The organism is Marinobacterium sp. BA1, from assembly GCF_041155135.1.
GTDB lineage: Bacteria > Pseudomonadota > Gammaproteobacteria > Pseudomonadales > Balneatricaceae > Marinobacterium > Marinobacterium iners.
Genome location: NZ_BAAFHC010000001.1, coordinates 3874114 through 3889254, shown reverse-complemented (window position 1 = coordinate 3889254; position 15141 = coordinate 3874114). Strand labels below are relative to the sequence as shown.

Annotated in this window: 13 protein-coding genes; 5 read left to right on the top strand and 8 right to left on the bottom strand. The window is 56.2% G+C overall.

Annotated elements, in window-relative coordinates:
- Nucleotides 1-23: 23 nt before the first annotated feature.
- The gene (locus ACAM29_RS18675) at nt 24-407 is read right to left on the bottom strand and encodes a DNA-J related domain-containing protein (RefSeq protein WP_206835892.1); all 384 of its coding nucleotides are present in this window, start codon (nt 405-407) and stop codon (nt 24-26) included.
- A 106-nt stretch (nt 408-513) separates the two neighbouring features.
- Here ACAM29_RS18675 and ACAM29_RS18670 point away from each other — a divergent pair, with 106 nt between their 5' ends.
- A complete protein-coding gene (locus tag ACAM29_RS18670; RefSeq protein WP_369625034.1) occupies nt 514-3198 on the top strand; it encodes a DUF2339 domain-containing protein in 2685 nt (894 codons plus the stop codon).
- A gap of 4 nt (nt 3199-3202) precedes the next feature.
- Here ACAM29_RS18670 and ACAM29_RS18665 read toward each other — a convergent pair whose 3' ends face one another.
- The 4 genes from ACAM29_RS18665 to ACAM29_RS18650 all read right to left on the bottom strand — a co-directional run bounded on the left by ACAM29_RS18665 (nt 3203) and on the right by ACAM29_RS18650 (nt 9687).
- Nucleotides 3203-6349 (bottom strand): efflux RND transporter permease subunit, encoded by a 3147-nt coding sequence (locus ACAM29_RS18665; RefSeq protein WP_369625033.1) that lies wholly within the window; start codon nt 6347-6349, stop codon nt 3203-3205.
- Nucleotides 6346-7572 carry an efflux RND transporter periplasmic adaptor subunit gene (locus ACAM29_RS18660; RefSeq protein WP_369625032.1) on the bottom strand — a complete coding sequence of 409 codons (1227 nt, stop codon included), beginning with the start codon at nt 7570-7572 and terminating at the stop codon, nt 6346-6348. The genes ACAM29_RS18665 and ACAM29_RS18660 overlap by 4 nt, the downstream gene beginning before the upstream one ends.
- On the bottom strand, nt 7569-8966 hold the full coding sequence (locus tag ACAM29_RS18655; RefSeq protein ID WP_354408494.1) for an efflux transporter outer membrane subunit: 1398 nt from the start codon (nt 8964-8966) through the stop codon (nt 7569-7571). Before ACAM29_RS18655 ends, ACAM29_RS18660 begins: the two co-directional genes overlap by 4 nt.
- Before the next feature lie 130 nt (nt 8967-9096).
- The gene (locus ACAM29_RS18650) at nt 9097-9687 is read right to left on the bottom strand and encodes a DNA-J related domain-containing protein (RefSeq protein ID WP_369625031.1); all 591 of its coding nucleotides are present in this window, start codon (nt 9685-9687) and stop codon (nt 9097-9099) included.
- 99 nt (nt 9688-9786) lie between these two features.
- Between ACAM29_RS18650 and dacB the strand changes: the two genes are divergently transcribed.
- Nucleotides 9787-11196 carry a D-alanyl-D-alanine carboxypeptidase/D-alanyl-D-alanine-endopeptidase gene (gene dacB, locus ACAM29_RS18645; RefSeq protein ID WP_369625030.1) on the top strand — a complete coding sequence of 470 codons (1410 nt, stop codon included), beginning with the start codon at nt 9787-9789 and terminating at the stop codon, nt 11194-11196.
- Between the two features lie 60 nt (nt 11197-11256).
- Here dacB and ACAM29_RS18640 read toward each other — a convergent pair whose 3' ends face one another.
- Complete coding sequence (locus ACAM29_RS18640) at nt 11257-11394, bottom strand: hypothetical protein (RefSeq protein ID WP_175527677.1); 138 nt, start codon at nt 11392-11394, stop codon at nt 11257-11259.
- A 186-nt stretch (nt 11395-11580) separates the two neighbouring features.
- On the opposite strand from ACAM29_RS18640, the gene ACAM29_RS18635 reads away from it, so the two are divergent.
- Nucleotides 11581-11775 (top strand): hypothetical protein, encoded by a 195-nt coding sequence (locus ACAM29_RS18635; RefSeq protein ID WP_091827314.1) that lies wholly within the window; start codon nt 11581-11583, stop codon nt 11773-11775.
- Nucleotides 11776-12213: 438 nt separating this feature from the next.
- A complete protein-coding gene (locus tag ACAM29_RS18630; protein WP_091827313.1) occupies nt 12214-12474 on the top strand; it encodes a hypothetical protein in 261 nt (86 codons plus the stop codon).
- Between the two features lie 49 nt (nt 12475-12523).
- Here ACAM29_RS18630 and pdxH read toward each other — a convergent pair whose 3' ends face one another.
- Nucleotides 12524-13171, bottom strand: coding sequence for a pyridoxamine 5'-phosphate oxidase (pdxH, locus tag ACAM29_RS18625; RefSeq protein WP_369625029.1), 648 nt, complete (start codon nt 13169-13171; stop codon nt 12524-12526).
- A 108-nt stretch (nt 13172-13279) separates the two neighbouring features.
- Here pdxH and ACAM29_RS18620 point away from each other — a divergent pair, with 108 nt between their 5' ends.
- Entirely contained in the window at nt 13280-13972 is a 693-nt protein-coding gene (locus ACAM29_RS18620; protein ID WP_091827311.1) for a hypothetical protein, read from the top strand.
- Here the strand turns inward: ACAM29_RS18620 and ACAM29_RS18615 are convergent.
- Complete coding sequence (locus tag ACAM29_RS18615; RefSeq protein ID WP_369625028.1) at nt 13969-14970, bottom strand: hypothetical protein; 1002 nt, start codon at nt 14968-14970, stop codon at nt 13969-13971. The genes ACAM29_RS18620 and ACAM29_RS18615 overlap by 4 nt on opposite strands.
- Nucleotides 14971-15141 lie beyond the last annotated feature (171 nt).

The window sequence follows — 15141 nt, the reverse complement described above, 5'->3', positions numbered from 1 at the left end:
CCTCAAGCGGTCGGTGACCGCCCTCAATGACGAGGGCCGGTCACCGAATCCATTAGTTGCTGTACGTCTTCAGCACTGGTCTGTTCAAAATTGTGCCAATCAAGGTAATACTCGCTCAACAATGGGTTGGCCTGCACCTGATCCGATTCATCATGCGCCTTGTGCAACTCGATATGCATCGGTGAAATAACCAGTACACGCTGTTCCTCTTCCCAAAGCACTTGTTGCAAATCATACAACGCATTCATGATGATGAAGTGTTTGCGGTAAAGCGCCAATGCACCGTCCGCGTTCAGTTCATCGAATGCGTGCTGCTGTTCCAGCGTACGCATCAAATGATACTCACTGACCCCTTCTGGGTGTTGTCGCAGTTCATTGAGCACCTGCGGCAGGATAGGATTGATCATGCGACACCTTCTGCACCTGTCTTTCTGTATAGGACCTGTTGCATTATAGTCAATGAGATTCCAGCGCCGGCAATACGGCAGACAAAGGATATGTGCGAGGTCAAGTATGGATGAACTCTGGCTGCTTTTTCTGGCCCTCCCCCTGTTTTTGTTGGTCGGCGCGGCGCTTGGCATTCGGGCCTGGGTAGTGACCCGCCAACTGCGTGAACAGGTAAGCCAGCTGCAACACCAGCTGAAGGCGCTGACGCAACAGGGCTTCCATCCGTCATCAAGCACTTCGCAACCTGATCAGGAAAAACGGCCAGCTTCAGCCGCTCAAGCAGCACCCATACCACCTGTACAGGAGCCCCCGGCAGATGCCAACTGGGGCATCATCACCTCAACTTCTGCAGCTTCAGCCGCACCATCCTCATCGCGCCCAACGCCTGACAAACCGCCATCTCAATCGCAGGCAGGGCTGATTAGACGCTTAACTGACAGCCTTAAAGAAAACTGGATGATCTGGCTGGGTGGCATCTGTGTCGGCCTTGCCGGAGTGTTCATGGTGCACTACTCCATCGAGCAGGGGCTGATGGGACCTGAAACGCGGGTCATTCTATCCATGATCGCAGGTGTGGGGTTGCATGGTCTGGCCGAGTGGCTCAGGCGCAAACGCGGCCAGAACGATGTATTCGCAGCGCTTGCCGGTGGAGCCAGTATCATCCTGTATGCCGCACTCTTTGCCGCTTTCAAGCTGCTGGAGAGTATTTCACCCGGATTGATCTTCGCGGGCATGGCGCTGGTGTCCTTTGCCACACTGGCACTTGCCCTGAGGCACGGACCCGTGCTGGCAGCACTGGGCATGTTGGGCGGCTATCTGGTACCCATTCTGGTCAGCACGGGTTCTGGGCAGATCGAACTGGCACTGGTCTACATCAGCATCCTGACACTGTTTTCGCTCTGGTTACTGGCCTATGTGGAACGCCTTTGGCTCTGGGCAGGTGTCATCATCGGCAGTCTCGGTTGGTGGGGTTTAAGTCTTGCCACTACACCTGCTGACGGGGTGCGCTCGCTTTATCTGCTGGCATTGGCGTATCTGTTTCTCGCCGTACCCGCTCAGGACTGGCTGCTGCAACAGACAGGGCCCGCTGCCAACCGCTGGCTCGATCTGTTGCATCAGGTTCGTGGCCAACGCCATTGGCCGGTATTGCCAACCCTGATTCTGATCGTATTGGCTCAGGGTTACACACTGGCACTTGAAACCGTCCATGCCAGCAGTTACCTCACTCTGCTGCTACTGCCTGCACTGTTATTGCTGGCAGCAAGCCGGCGCCCACTTTTCAACCCGCTGCCGGCACTGATACTGGCAACAACCGCGCTGGCTGTGGTGATGCCGATGCTGAGTTATTTCGGCGATCAGCTACTGTTTACAGCTCCCGATGCAACCACTCAGGCCGCACTGGTCTCCCGCTTTGTAATGCTGACCATTCTGTTCACGGCAGGCCCTGCATGGCTGGTGTTCAGGCGGGTGCAACATGCCGCCTTCTGGATCGGCCTCGGCTGTTTGACGCCGTTGCTGATGCTGGCACTGAGCTATTACCTGTTTACCGCTTTCAGCAGTGACTGGGCCTGGGGCGGTGCCGCATTAATACTGGGGCTGATCTACCTGGCTCTGTCACGAATCGCCCTGCAGCAACCCGGCAGCGACCTGGTGCGAGTACTGCTGATCAGCAGTGCCCACCTGGGACTGTCGCTGGCAGCCGTTATCTGGCTGGTGGATGCGACACTGACACTGGCACTGGCCGTTCAGTTGATCAGCCTGTCATTGCTGCAACGTCGCTACCAGCTGCAGTGGTTGCCCTGGGTTATCCGACTGGTGCTCGCCATCGTAGTATGCCGATTGACCTTCAACCCCTGGCTGTTGAGCTATGCCAACGACAGCCACTGGTCACTCTGGACCTACGGTGGCGCCAGCGCCTGTGCTGCCGCCGCTGCCTGGATTCTGCGAAGTGATGTGAAAATGACTGCCTGGCTACAGGGCGGTGCAGCCCACCTGCTGATACTCACGCTGGCAGCCGAAGTCCGCTGGTGGCTGTATGATGGCGATATTTTCCGGCAGGAATACAGTTTTCTGGAAGCCAGCCTCAACACCCTGATCTGGGGCAGTGCCGGTTGCATCTACCTGTGGCGTGCGCGACTCAGCCAGCATCTGACACGTTTCTATCAGGTGATCGCAACACTCCATCTGCTCGCTGCAGCCGCCAATCACCTGATATGGGTTTTACTAATTTTCAACCCGCTCTGGAGTAGTACCGAGATCAGTGACACCCCGCTGTGGAACCTGCTGCTAATCAGTTACGGTGCCCCCTCGTTGTTGCTGGTACTGCTATGGCGACAGCTGCCTGCAGCAATAGGTCGCTGGGCAGGACTGGCCGCCGGGCTGAGCCTGCTGCTGTTCATCTCCATGGAAATCCGCCACCTGTGGCAGGGTGAACTGAGTCTGGCCAGACCGACTCCGGATGGCGAGCTGTACACCTACTCCGCCATCTGGCTGCTATTGGCCTCGGCAGCACTGCTGGGGGGAAGTTGGCTCCACAGTCGGACACTCTACCGCAGTGGAATGGCATTGCTGCTGGTTGTGGTCGCCAAGCTATTCCTGATCGACATGTCAGACCTGACAGGGCTCTGGCGGGTAGCCTCCTTCATGGGGCTAGGGTTGGGACTGCTGGCGTTGGCATGGCTGCATCAACGGCTAACGCCGGCAGAAGACCTGCCGCATGAGCCTGCCCCTCGGACCGGAGCGGGCTCGTGAAGGGTCAGTGAGTGCTGACAGGCTCGGGTCGCTTCGCCAGCCGACGCCCGAGTCTGCGCAGATCTTCCAACAGCATGAAGTTGACCGGCACCATGATCAATGTGACGACCGTCGCAAAGATGATGCCGAAGCCCAACGAAACTGCCATCGGGATCAGGAACTGGGCCTGCACCGCCTTTTCAAACAACAGTGGCATTAAGCCGATAAAGGTAGTGAGCGAAGTCAGCATCACAGGTCGGAAGCGTGCAACCCCCGCAACCAGCACCGCCTGTCGCGTTGCCTCGAAGTGTGAGTGCTCTCCTCCCGCCTGCAGCTCCTTGCGCCGCTGGTTGGTGAAGTCCACCAGTACCAGGCTGTCGTTCACCACTACGCCAATCAGAGCCATCAACCCCAGCAGGCTCATGATGGTCAGGTCCATCCCCATGATCCAGTGACCAACAATCGCTCCAATGGCGCCAAAAGGAATCACCGACATCACAATCAGCGGTTGCAGGTAGGAGCGGAACGGGATTGCCAACAGGCTGTAGATCACGAAAAACACGAATGCCAGCCCCAGTGCCAGCGAGGCAAAGGACTCCCGCTGCTCTTCGGCCTCCCCTTCAAGGCTAAATTCTGCACCGGGATATTGCAGCACCAGCTCAGTCAAAAATTCGTTTAGATCGCGATTCAGCACCGTGGTATTGGTGTTGACCTTGTCCATATCGGCAACCACATTGGCGGTACGATACTGGTCAACACGGTAGATGGCCGAAGGGCTTTTGCCCGGCACCAGCTGCGCCACTTCATCCAACGGTACCTGCCCGGCACCCGGGGTGTTGATCAGAATCCCCTTGAGGCCGGCAATCGCCTGACGCTCTTCCAGCGGCAAACGTACCATCACCCTTACATCGTCTCGGCCACGCTGTACCCGCTGCACCTCGATACCGAAAAAGTTCTGCCGCACCTGACGAATGATGTCACTGCGAGTCAGGCCAAGCAGATGAGCCTGTGGTGTCAGCTCCAGCTGCAGCTCTTCCTTGCCGTCTGACAGGTTATCGGCGATATCAAACAGGGTGGGATAGGTTTCCAGTCGCGCCTTTACCTGCTGCGCCATGGCACGCAGATCATCCACATCTCCCGAGCGCAACTCGATGCTGACCGGGTCACTGGCTCGCCCTATTTCCGCTCTGAAAGTCAGCGTCTCGGCTCCGGGGATCGGCCCGATTCGCTCACGCCATTCGTTAATGAGTGTCGAAGCGCTCACCTCCTGCTCCCGCTCTTCAGCCGGCTGCAGCTCAAAGCGAATTCGGCCCGTTTCGGCACTGCCACCGGCACCGGTAGTGGAAAATATATTCATGATCACACTTTCACCGGTATTCGGATCCCGGTAGTCCTCCTGCAGTGCCCGAGCCGCTTCGACCATCCGCACGATATGGCGGTCGGTCACTTCAAAGGGGGTACCGCTGGGCATCGTCAGTGAAGCGCGCGCCGTATCCGCTTCAACCCGCGGGAAAAACACGAAGCGTGTCCAGCCCGACAGAATAAAGGCCAGTATCAGAATGAACACGCCGCTGAACAGCGCCAGTGTAGTCAGTCGATGTTTCAGGCTCAGCGCCAGCAACGGCTGATAATACTTGAGAATCATGCGCTCAAAACCATCGGCAAAACGCTGCTGCATCTGCGACAGCCTTCCCTGCTGTTCAACTTCGTTCTGACGCAGCTTGAGGTGCTTCAAGTGGGCCGGCAATACGAACTTGGATTCGATCAGCGAAAACAGCAGCACCGGAATAACAACGACCGGTATCTGGGCGAACAGCGCACCACGGGCACCCTCGATAAAGCCAATTGGCAAGAATGCTGCAACCGTGGTCAGCACACCGAAGGTCACCGGTACCGCTACTTCCTGTGTGCCACGAACGGATGCCTGCAGACCGGACTCGGCATTGCGCAGGTGACTGTAGATGTTCTCACCGGTGACGATGGCATCATCCACCACAATCCCCAGTACCAAAATAAAGCCGAACAGTGACAGCACGTTCAGGGTAACGCCGAACAGTGGCATAACCAGAAAGGCGCCCATAAAACTCACCGGTATACCGATAAACACCCAGAACGCGATGGAGGGGCGCAGGAACAAAGTCAGCAGCAGCAACACCAGGATGCCGCCCTGCAGTGCGTTTGTGGTCAGCGTTTTGATGCGGCTTTTGACCAGCAGTGAACCGTCGCCCCAGTAACTCAGCTCCAGCCCCTGCGGCAGGTTGGCCTGCTGCTTATGAACATAGGCCTTGACCTTGTCGGCCACTTCGATGGCACTTTGATCACCGACACGATAGACATCCAGCATTGCTGCAGGTTTGCCGTTAAACCGGGTACGCAACGCCGACTCTTCAAAGCCATCGGTCACGTTGGCGATATCCCTCAGTCGCAGCAGACTGCCATCGGTGTTGGCCTTGATGACCAGCGGCTCAAACTGGTCACGATAGTACGCCTGCCCCTTGGACCGGATCAGAATATCGCCGCCATCGGTGCGGATGTTGCCGGCTGAGAGATCCAGTGAGCTGTTGCCGATCCGCTCGGCCACTTCCGACAGCGTCAGATCGTAGGCGCGCAGCTGATCCTGTGAAAGCTCGATAGCGATCTCGTAGTTGCGTACCCCGTCCAGCTCGACCTGAGTGATCCCCGGCGTGCGCAACAGATCATCACGCACCCGCTCGGCATAGCCGCGCAGCTCCTGTTCACTCAGCTCTCCGGCGACGGCGACCGTAATCACGTCACGCTTGAAAGTGGCCAGTGAGATGACCGGTTGATCCGCCTCACTGGGGAAAGTGCCAATTTCATCCACGCGTGACTTCACATCCGCCAACAACTCACGGGCATCGTAGCCGCTGTCGACTTCGATCGTGATCGTCGCCCCCCCTTCCACTGAACGGCTGTTGATCTGTTTCACCCCTTCCAGATCACTGACCGCCTCCTCGACCCGGGTTGCAAGACTCAGCTCGGCATCTTCAGGAGTTGCGCCGCGCAGACTGACATTGACACTGATGGTGTCGGTCTCGAAACTGGGAAAAACCTCCAGCGGAATATTGTATTTGAGTGACATCAAACCGGTGAAGAGAATGGTGACCATCAGCAGGTTGGCGGCCACATGGTTGCGTGCGAACCAGGCGATCATGGCTGTTCTCCTGCTGCACGGCGCTGACCTTGTACTGCAGGCCCTTCGGAGCGTTGTTCCGATTCAGGCTTGGCCGCACCTCGAATTTTGACCTGAGTACCTGAAATCACCTGACCGAGCGACGTCAGCACCAGTTCGTCACCGGGCTCAAGCCCCTCGCCAATCAAGGCCTCGGTCTCATTCTGCCAGTCAATGCGGATCGGCTGACGCTGCAGTACACCGTTCTCAACACGGTAGACATAACTGCCCTGATAGATGGCACGGTTGGGAATCACGATTGCATCCGGAATTTCCCGCCCCTCGATGCGCGCAGTAACGTACTGCCCCACTTTCAGCGGAACCCGATCAACTGCCTTCTCGCCATAGGGGTCATCCAGCTGCGCCAGCACATGTAACTGACGGCTGGTGGCATCGATAGCGCCTTCCGTCTGCACAATACGGCCGCTCCAAACTTCACGCTGGACCAGATCAGAGATCAGCTCCACCCGTGGCTGTGTGCCACCGGTCTGGTCAAAGCGATATTCTTCGGGCAGATCCACAAAGCCAAGATCACGACTCTGCAACGGCAGACGCACTTCGAGATAGTCCACTGCGTAGATCTCGGCAAGGGTGGTATTGCTGGACACCACCTGCCCCAAATCAACACTTTTTTCCAGTACACGGCCGGCATAGGGGGCACGGATGCGGGTTCGTTCCAGATTAAGCCGCGCTTTGGCCAACACCGCCTCGGCCGACGCCAGACTGGCACGGGCACTGGCCAGTTGAGGCTTGCGCAACACCAGTGCCGGTGCTTGCCCGGAGTTCCCCAGACGCTCCCAGTCTGCAGCGGCCTGGTCGGCCCGTGCCTGTTCTTCGGCCAGTTGCTGTCGGGCACTGATCACGCTGGCTTCAGCCTGCGCCACTTCGGCCGCATAGTCACGGCTATCTAGCCGGATCAGCTCTTCACCCTTCTCGAAAAAGCCTCCAGCACGGAAATCAGCGGCCAGCCAGACAACCTCACCGCTAACCTGCGGTTGCAGAGTGCTTTGGGTACGTGGCCGAATGCGACCGTAGCTTTCGATCATCACCCGGTAGGGAGCAGCAGCAATGGTTTGGGTATCTACATTGATTCTGGCCGGTTGCGGCGGCTTACCACGGTGCACTTCAGGTGGATTGCTGTATATAAGCCAACCGAATGTGGCCATTACCAGAATGACGATCAGGGGAAGAATACGTTTGATCATTGTCCGGCAGGCTCCTGCTCAGGCTCTGTTGTTGGAAGGTCGGTTTGAAAAGTGCCGCCCAGCGCACGATACAGCTCGATCCGGTTCTGGAGCAGCTGGCGGCGCAGCCCCAATACACTGGTCTGGGCATCAAAGGAGCGTCTCTGGGCTTCCAGAACGGTGGTGTAGCTGGTCAAGCCCTTCTGATACTGCTCAAAGGCCAAGTTTTCGGCATGCACGGCATTGCGCTGAGCCTCAAGGTACTGAGCGTGGCGTTCGAGCAAACTCTGTCGAAGCGACAATGCATTTTCCACCTCGGCCAATGCGGCATACACTGCTTCCAGCCAGCGTTGTTCCAGCTCCTGCCGACGCGCCAGCGCCTGATCCTGCAACGATGCCTTGCGACCGGCATCGAACAGTGTTTGCGTCAGCCTCGCACCTATGCTCCAGCTCAGGTTGCCCAGTGACAACAGATCACTGAGGGCATCACTGCTGCCCCCAAGGCCCGTACTGGTCAGACCAAGGCTGGGAAAGCGATCACGGTGGGCAGCGGCCAGAGCCGCATCGGCTGATAATAGTTCCAGCCACTGCTGCTGCAGATCGGGGCGACGGGTCAACACATCGGCCGGCAAACCTGCCGGTATGTCAGTCTCCAGCCAGGGCAACGCGGCTTCTGCGATCAACCGAGCGGACGGATAGCGCCCGAGCAGCAACTCCAGCTCACGACGAATTTCAGCCAATTGCTGAGTTTGCTGTTCAACACGGGCGTTTTCGGCATGCAGGTTGTTACGCGCCAGATACAGGTCCAACGCCTCATTCAGCCCCTGGCGATAGCCGGATGCAATCACCTCGACATTCTGTGCCAGATTGTCACGACGCTGACGGTACAGGTCGAGCAGCAGCTGGGCTTCCTGCAGAGCAAACCACTGAGTGCCAAGTTTGACCACCAGCGATTGTTCCTGTTGTCGCAACCCGGCTTCAGCCGCAGCCAGATCAAGTCGGGCCTGACGCTGACGCGCACTGAGTCGGCCCCACAGATCCAGATCCAGGCTGATACTGAAATCGAGGGAGTCTACCCGATCACTGTCTTCCCTGCGGGTACTGCCCAGATTAAGTGCCAGCGAAGGCAACCGATCTGCACGGCTTATATCCACAGCTTCACGGCTGCGACTCACATTGTACCGAGCGGCCTGCAGTCCGGGATTGGCCGCCAGGGCTTCCGTCGCCAGTTCCTGCAAACGTGGATCATTCAGTTGTACCAGCCAGCCACGCAGCTCTTCCGAGACCGGTTCCGTGTCGCTCCCTTCAGCGCTGGTCCAGTTGTCGGGCAGTTCGGGTTGCGGCGACATCAATTTTGGCGGGCTGCTGCAGGCGCTCAGCACCAGCAGCATGGGTAAAAGGAGTAGGATTCGCACATCGGTTCCCTGTTTCGTACGGATACAAACCGGCAGCGCGCATCATAGAGTGCGCCAGCCAGTCCCGTGAGAGCCTTATATTAGAGGATTGTTCCTTTAGCGGCAGCGGCTTTTACAGATCTTTACATGCTTAGCCGCCGGAGCGGAGCAGTTCGTAAGCACGGCGAACTTTAATGAACGCCTCACTGTCTCCCCCTTTGTCAGGGTGAAGCTGAGCGGCCAGTTGGCGGTAACGACTGCGAATTTTTTCCTGGCTGGCACCGGCGTCAAGCTCCAGTGTTTCCAGAGCCTTGTGCCGCGCACCGGGGTGATCGAGTTGCTCCATGAAGCCGGCCAGCAGGCGCTGTACATCTCGTGCACTGGTGTGTTGCAGCTGCGTCCAGTCAAGATAGTAGTCACGCAGAGGATCGGCCGCTCCGGGGACAGATGCCTGCTCGGTGATACTGTCTACCGGTTCAGCATGGCAGCGTACACTAAGCGGAGAAATTTCAAGTCTCAGTTGTTCTTCGTACCAGAGGCGGGTCTGCAAAGTATAAAGACCGTGCATGATCATGAAGTGTTTCTGAAACAGGCGTAGCTGATAGTCATCGGCCAGTTCGGCAAAGGCAGGATGCGCTTCCAGCCCTTTCATCAGCCTGAACTCGCTGATCCCGTCCGGATGGGCCCTCAGCAGGGCCAGCAGTTCAGGGATCAGGGGGTTTGCAGCTATGTCAGGGCTCATTTCGACTCCGTTCAGCGCTGTATTTGTTCAGTGGCGGTCTGGCACAATGCACCTATTATTCGATTCAACTCCCCAGCTCAAACAAAAGGCAGACTCACCATGCTGTTGCGACTTTTTATCCTGCTGTTACTGGCGCCTGTTGTCCATGCTCAGGAGTGGAAAAAAATTCTTGATCTGGCACCTGAAGGCAGTCAGATGGCACTCGTGGTGGCACCCTTGAGTACAACGGGTGTCCTGGAGATCGATTACCGCGGCGACACTCTGCTGCCTCCGGCCAGCACGTTGAAACTGTTTACCGCCACAGCCGCCGAGCTGACCCTGGGGCCGGACTACCGCTTTCCCACTCGCCTTTGGCAACGCGGCCAACAGCAGGGTGGTCGCTGGCAGGGTGACCTGCTGTTTGAATTCACCGGCGCACCTGACCTGAGCGTGGCCCAGCTGGGTGAATTACTGACACAACTGCGCCAACAAGGTGTACGCGAAATAGAGGGAAACATTCTGCTCGATACCAGCCGTTTCAGCGGTTACGACCGTGCCCACGGCTGGCCCTGGAATAATCTGGGCGTATGTTACAGCGCACCCGTGGCGGCATTGACCCTCGAAGGCAACTGTATTCAGGCCAGCCTGAATAGCCGCGGCAGCGGTAAGCCCGCCCGCTTCTTTGTGCCGGCCCACCAGCCGATCGAAGTCACGTCCAGCGTAATGGTGCTGCCAGAAGAACAGATCGAACAACAGCTGTGCGAACTGGAAGCGCGCTTGGGTCCTGGCAACCGTTACCATCTCAGCGGCTGCATCAGTGATCAGCGTGATGTACTGCCGCTCAAGTTTGCCATCAACGACCCTGTTGCACACGGCAAGGCACGTATTCGTCAGGAACTCAGCCGACAGGGTATCGTACTAAGAGGCGATATTGTGCCGGGGGCACTGGGTTCGGGTTGGCAACTGCTGGCGCAGGTACAGTCAGCGCCGTTGGCTGAACTGTTGCAACAGACCCTGCAGCGTTCCGACAACCTGATTGCAGACTTGTTGCTTAAAACCCTGCCGATCCACTCCGGTGAAGCCGGCAGTTTTGCAAGCGGCGTCCGCGCCATGAAAACGATTATCCAACAGCATACCGGTGTTGACCTGCACCTGGCGGCTCTCAGTGACGGCTCAGGCCTGTCACGGGACAATTTGATTCAGGCCCGCCAGCTGGCCAACCTGCTGCGCTGGCTGGCTGCCCACTCCGAACTTCACAGCTACCAGTCACTGCCGGTTTCGGGTGCCAGCGGTACCCTGAAATACCGTGCCAGCACACGACAACCCCCGTTGCAGGGAGCGATCAAGGCGAAAACGGGCACCGTCAACGGAAGCCGCAATCTGGCCGGATACATCGATACGGCCTCAGGTGAACGCTATGTATTTGTACTGCTGCTGAGCAGTATCAGCCTGCCGGAAAAATTCCACGGCCCCAGCCCGATCACGGCATTTGAACGTGAGCTGCTGGAATGGATTTACCACAACGGCTGAAAAAACAAACCCGCCAAGTTCGGCGGGTTTGTTTTCATGTCCTGTTGGCGGCCAGAAAGATTATTTCTGTTTTTTGCCGTCTTCATTCATCAGCTTGCGAACCTTGATAAAGGCCCACACCATCACTGCAGCCATACCCACAATACCCAGCAGGCTCGGCGCCAATACCTCGAAGCTGTACAGATCAATCCCGAACATCACAATCACCTTTACGTTCGTTACCCTAGTTGGGAACAGATTACCTCTTAAGCCTGGAGCACATATTGACTCAGCTCAACGAGTCCTCCTCTCGACTTTTCAGCATAGCTCATCAGTACAATCCAACTTGAAAAACGCTCACATCTGGCGCATATCTAAATCAGCACATTCAAAAAGGAGATCACCATGTACTCACACAAGAACTGGACGCCGGAACAGATCAGCAAGATGAACGAAGAGAAATTCCTGATCGAGATGCTGGACATGTTCCGTTTTTCACCCTCCAACGATGACAACAGCGCTGTTGAGCAGATGCGTAAGCAGCTCGATGCAGTTGAGCAAATCCTGCAGACCAGGCTCGAGACCAAGCGCTCAAACTGATCCGCTCACCGGGCAGCCGTTCAGGCTGCCTGCTTTTCCCGTCTCCCCCGCTTAATCTTGCCCCTTAGCCCCCCTCCCACTGCCAGAACCTGAGCTGACTCATAATCTGCTTTTACATCCTCCCAGGCAGCTATCGACCATACCCAGCAATGAAAAATCAAAAATTGCTTAATGATTAATCATAAATATCATTTCGATCAATCAAAATATTCATAAATAACAAAAAGATCTAAGTAAAAAATGAAATATTTTCCTTTATAAACAATAGGTTATGCAAAAGCATATCCAGCTGCGAAAAATCCAGAATAAAATCTAAAAAATCCTTTATTTTCAATTGGTTATATATGAAATAACAGGCCTGTTTTTTTGCCATTCATCAGTATTGCATTTATAATTATCATTAATAGATAAATGATGAATCACAAAAGGATTAAGACGATGCAAGAGAAGGAAATAAAATTGCTTTTCAAGGCGGGGGTGTTTGATTCCTGCCAGGCGATTCCGGTCTCGATGTCACGCGGTTGGACCCTGAAATTCATCACGCGTGATCAGGAGGTGGTGACACTCAACCTGCAGCGCTCAAAAGGGGAACGGGAATTCAAAAGCCTGGATGGTGCAGCAGCGGTTGCCCGTCGAATCGGGTTCGACTGGCTCAACGTGCAGATTGGCGACTTGCAGTGGCGTGAAAAGGTGTCTTGAGGAGGAGTCGGCAGGTCAACAACCAGCCAACTCCCGTGTAGCGGTTTAATCAGGGTTGCAGACGTTCTATCTGCCAGCCGGTGTCATTGTACTGGTAGCGGAAGCGATCATGCAGGCGGCTCTCCCGTCCCTGCCAAAATTCGTACAGCTCGGGTATCAGCCGATAACCACCCCAGGTTAACGGACAGGGAATGACGGCTCCCTCAAAGGTTTGATCCAGTTCGGCTACGCGCTGTTCCAGCGTGATACGATGATCAATCGGGAAGCTTTGATGCGAAGCTGCCGCACTCAGCTGACTGCCGCGCGGCCGTTCGTGAAAGTAGGTCTCGCCCATTGCGTGATCAAGCTGCTCGACACGTCCACGGATCCGCACCTGACGCTCAAGTCCGCGCCAGTAAAACAGCAACTCGGCTTTCGGGTTCTGCTGCAACTGCTCCCCCTTCTCGGAGCGAAAATCAGTGAACCAACAGAAACCATCCGCATCGAAACGCTTGAGCAGCACAATACGTGCGGCTGGCCAGCCATCCGCACCGGCCGTGGCAAGAGTCATTGAGGTTGCATCGTCGGGATAGGCCTCCAGCGCCTGCTGCATCCAGTGACCAAACTGCTCCAGCGGGTCAGCCGCCAGCTCGTCACGACTCAGTCCCGCCGCCACATATTCGCGGCGCAGGGCACTGATTTCGGGGGTATCACTCATAGATTTCTCCAGTCGAATGGGCTCAAGCGGTTACTATAACCGAAACAATCAGGGTTATACTGCCCGGGATCACGCGGGGTGCAGTTCAGATCAAGGAGATTGAAATCGATGCATGGACCAAAACAGACAAGACGGATACTTGGGTTATTGCTGACAGGCTTGCTGCTTGGCGGCTGTGCAGCCAGTGGCAATGAGCGTCCGTTCCAGTTTAAAAACCTGGGCAAGTCCGAGATCGATATGGTCGCCGATCTGCATGTTGAAACAGTTACTCATCTGGCGCGAGAACTGGCTATCAAGCTGTACAAGCGCAACCCGCGGGAGCTGGCGAAAGTACCCGGTATGACCATCGAAAGACGCCTGGAATTGCTGCTGAACTCCCCTCGACTGATCACCCACCCAGAACTGAACAACCTGTATGCAGAGAAAGCCGTGCCACTGGCGTTTGATCCCGCGTTTCAGGGCGACCGGGTATTTGCACTGATGGTCGGCATTACCGGGATGCTGCACGCTTCGTACAGTTATCGTGACGAGTTTTACATGCTCAACGAGATGGATCAGCAAAAACTGTACAACTGCGCCCGTAATCTGGAAGCCGTGGCCTGGCGACTCAATACCTACCGGCAGGAAAACGGTGAGCCTTTCCTGTACGCCAACAGCCCAACCAATCTAAGCTACGAGCGCATTATGTCCAAGTTGATCGCCCATCAGGACATGATGGCAAAAATTGTCTCTGACTCATCCAACCGGGCGATCAATACCGTGGTGCATGGCATCGCATCAACCACCTTGCTGCCGATCTAGCTGCTACACAACGGCTTAAGCACGCGAATATCCGCGATTTTGTGGTTTTCGTTCAGAAACAGGGTGACATCAGCCTGATCAGGCATTTCGTCCAGCATGGCCCGGGTCAGGCGTTCATAGTGCTGAATGAAACGTTTGATTTCGTTACCATCCATGATTCGCAGATGGTCAGTCGGCTGCTGAGTGTCATAGATATACTGGATCCGCTCGGCCAGTTTTTTCTCCTGCAGCGAACGCCACTCATACACCGCATCCATACTCGGTACGCAGAGCATCAGCAATACATCCAAACGTGAAAACAGCTCTCGATAGGACCCTTTCAGCTGTTCATTGACATGCCGCCGCCAAACTCCGTGCGGGTCTTCGTTGCGCTCAAGAATATTCACCGGCTCAACCAGAGTTTCCTCCTGCTGCGGCTGCGCGCCGACGCACCAGCCCTCCAGCACGATCAGATCCGCGCCGCCGATCCATTCCTGCCACACCGAGTCGGGGCAGCGATCATCGATCGACTTGTCGAACACCGGAATTTTGGTCACCCGTTCGGGATCATCGGCGCACAGGCTGTCGATAATCTCCATGCCCAGCTCTACATCATGTGTACCGGGTACGCCTCGGGTGACAAACAGAGGATGAATGCTGCGCGCCATCGCCTCGCGGTCGGCACGGGTCTTGTAGATATCATCGATGGAGAAACCCACCACTCGCAGATCAAACCCTTCACCCAGAATCACTTCCAACAGATTGAACAGGGTCGACTTGCCGGCACCCTGCGCACCGTTGATGCCCAGCACCAGCGGTCCTTCCTGCTGTCGCTTGCGCGCCAGAATCCAGGCAGCCAGCGGCACATAGATCTCCTCGAACATCTCCTTCAGGCCAATATCCACCTTCAATGACTCCAGGGTGGCAGCGAACGCCTGCTCCACCGCCTGCACGGCATGACGACGTTCTTCAACACTGAGGCAGAGCTGGTCGCGTGGCCAGCGAGTAAGCAAACTCATGGGTGATCACTCTTGAAGCAGGGAACAGATGAACGGAACGAGAGTCTACCCCATATTATCCAAACACCGATACTTTGCACTCCGGGGTGATCCTGCACCCTTCAAACGGTATTTGACGCTATGCGCATCCTCCCCGGATTGTGTATAAACTGATTGTACAACACCCGGTTC

Bases quoted from the DNA above. Each gene is read 5' to 3' on its own strand.
- ACAM29_RS18660 (WP_369625032.1), bottom strand. From the start codon at position 7,572: ATGATCAAACGTATTCTTCCCCTGATCGTCATTCTGGTAATGGCCACA.
- ACAM29_RS18635 (WP_091827314.1), top strand. From the start codon at position 11,581: ATGTACTCACACAAGAACTGGACGCCGGAACAGATCAGCAAGATGAAC.
- dacB (WP_369625030.1), top strand. From the start codon at position 9,787: ATGCTGTTGCGACTTTTTATCCTGCTGTTACTGGCGCCTGTTGTCCAT.
- ACAM29_RS18665 (WP_369625033.1), bottom strand. From the start codon at position 6,349: ATGATCGCCTGGTTCGCACGCAACCATGTGGCCGCCAACCTGCTGATG.
- ACAM29_RS18675 (WP_206835892.1), bottom strand. From the start codon at position 407: ATGATCAATCCTATCCTGCCGCAGGTGCTCAATGAACTGCGACAACAC.
- ACAM29_RS18620 (WP_091827311.1), top strand. From the start codon at position 13,280: ATGCATGGACCAAAACAGACAAGACGGATACTTGGGTTATTGCTGACA.
- ACAM29_RS18670 (WP_369625034.1), top strand. From the start codon at position 514: ATGGATGAACTCTGGCTGCTTTTTCTGGCCCTCCCCCTGTTTTTGTTG.
- ACAM29_RS18650 (WP_369625031.1), bottom strand. From the start codon at position 9,687: ATGAGCCCTGACATAGCTGCAAACCCCCTGATCCCTGAACTGCTGGCC.
- pdxH (WP_369625029.1), bottom strand. From the start codon at position 13,171: ATGAGTGATACCCCCGAAATCAGTGCCCTGCGCCGCGAATATGTGGCG.
- ACAM29_RS18615 (WP_369625028.1), bottom strand. From the start codon at position 14,970: ATGAGTTTGCTTACTCGCTGGCCACGCGACCAGCTCTGCCTCAGTGTT.
- ACAM29_RS18630 (WP_091827313.1), top strand. From the start codon at position 12,214: ATGCAAGAGAAGGAAATAAAATTGCTTTTCAAGGCGGGGGTGTTTGAT.
- ACAM29_RS18640 (WP_175527677.1), bottom strand. From the start codon at position 11,394: ATGTTCGGGATTGATCTGTACAGCTTCGAGGTATTGGCGCCGAGCCTG.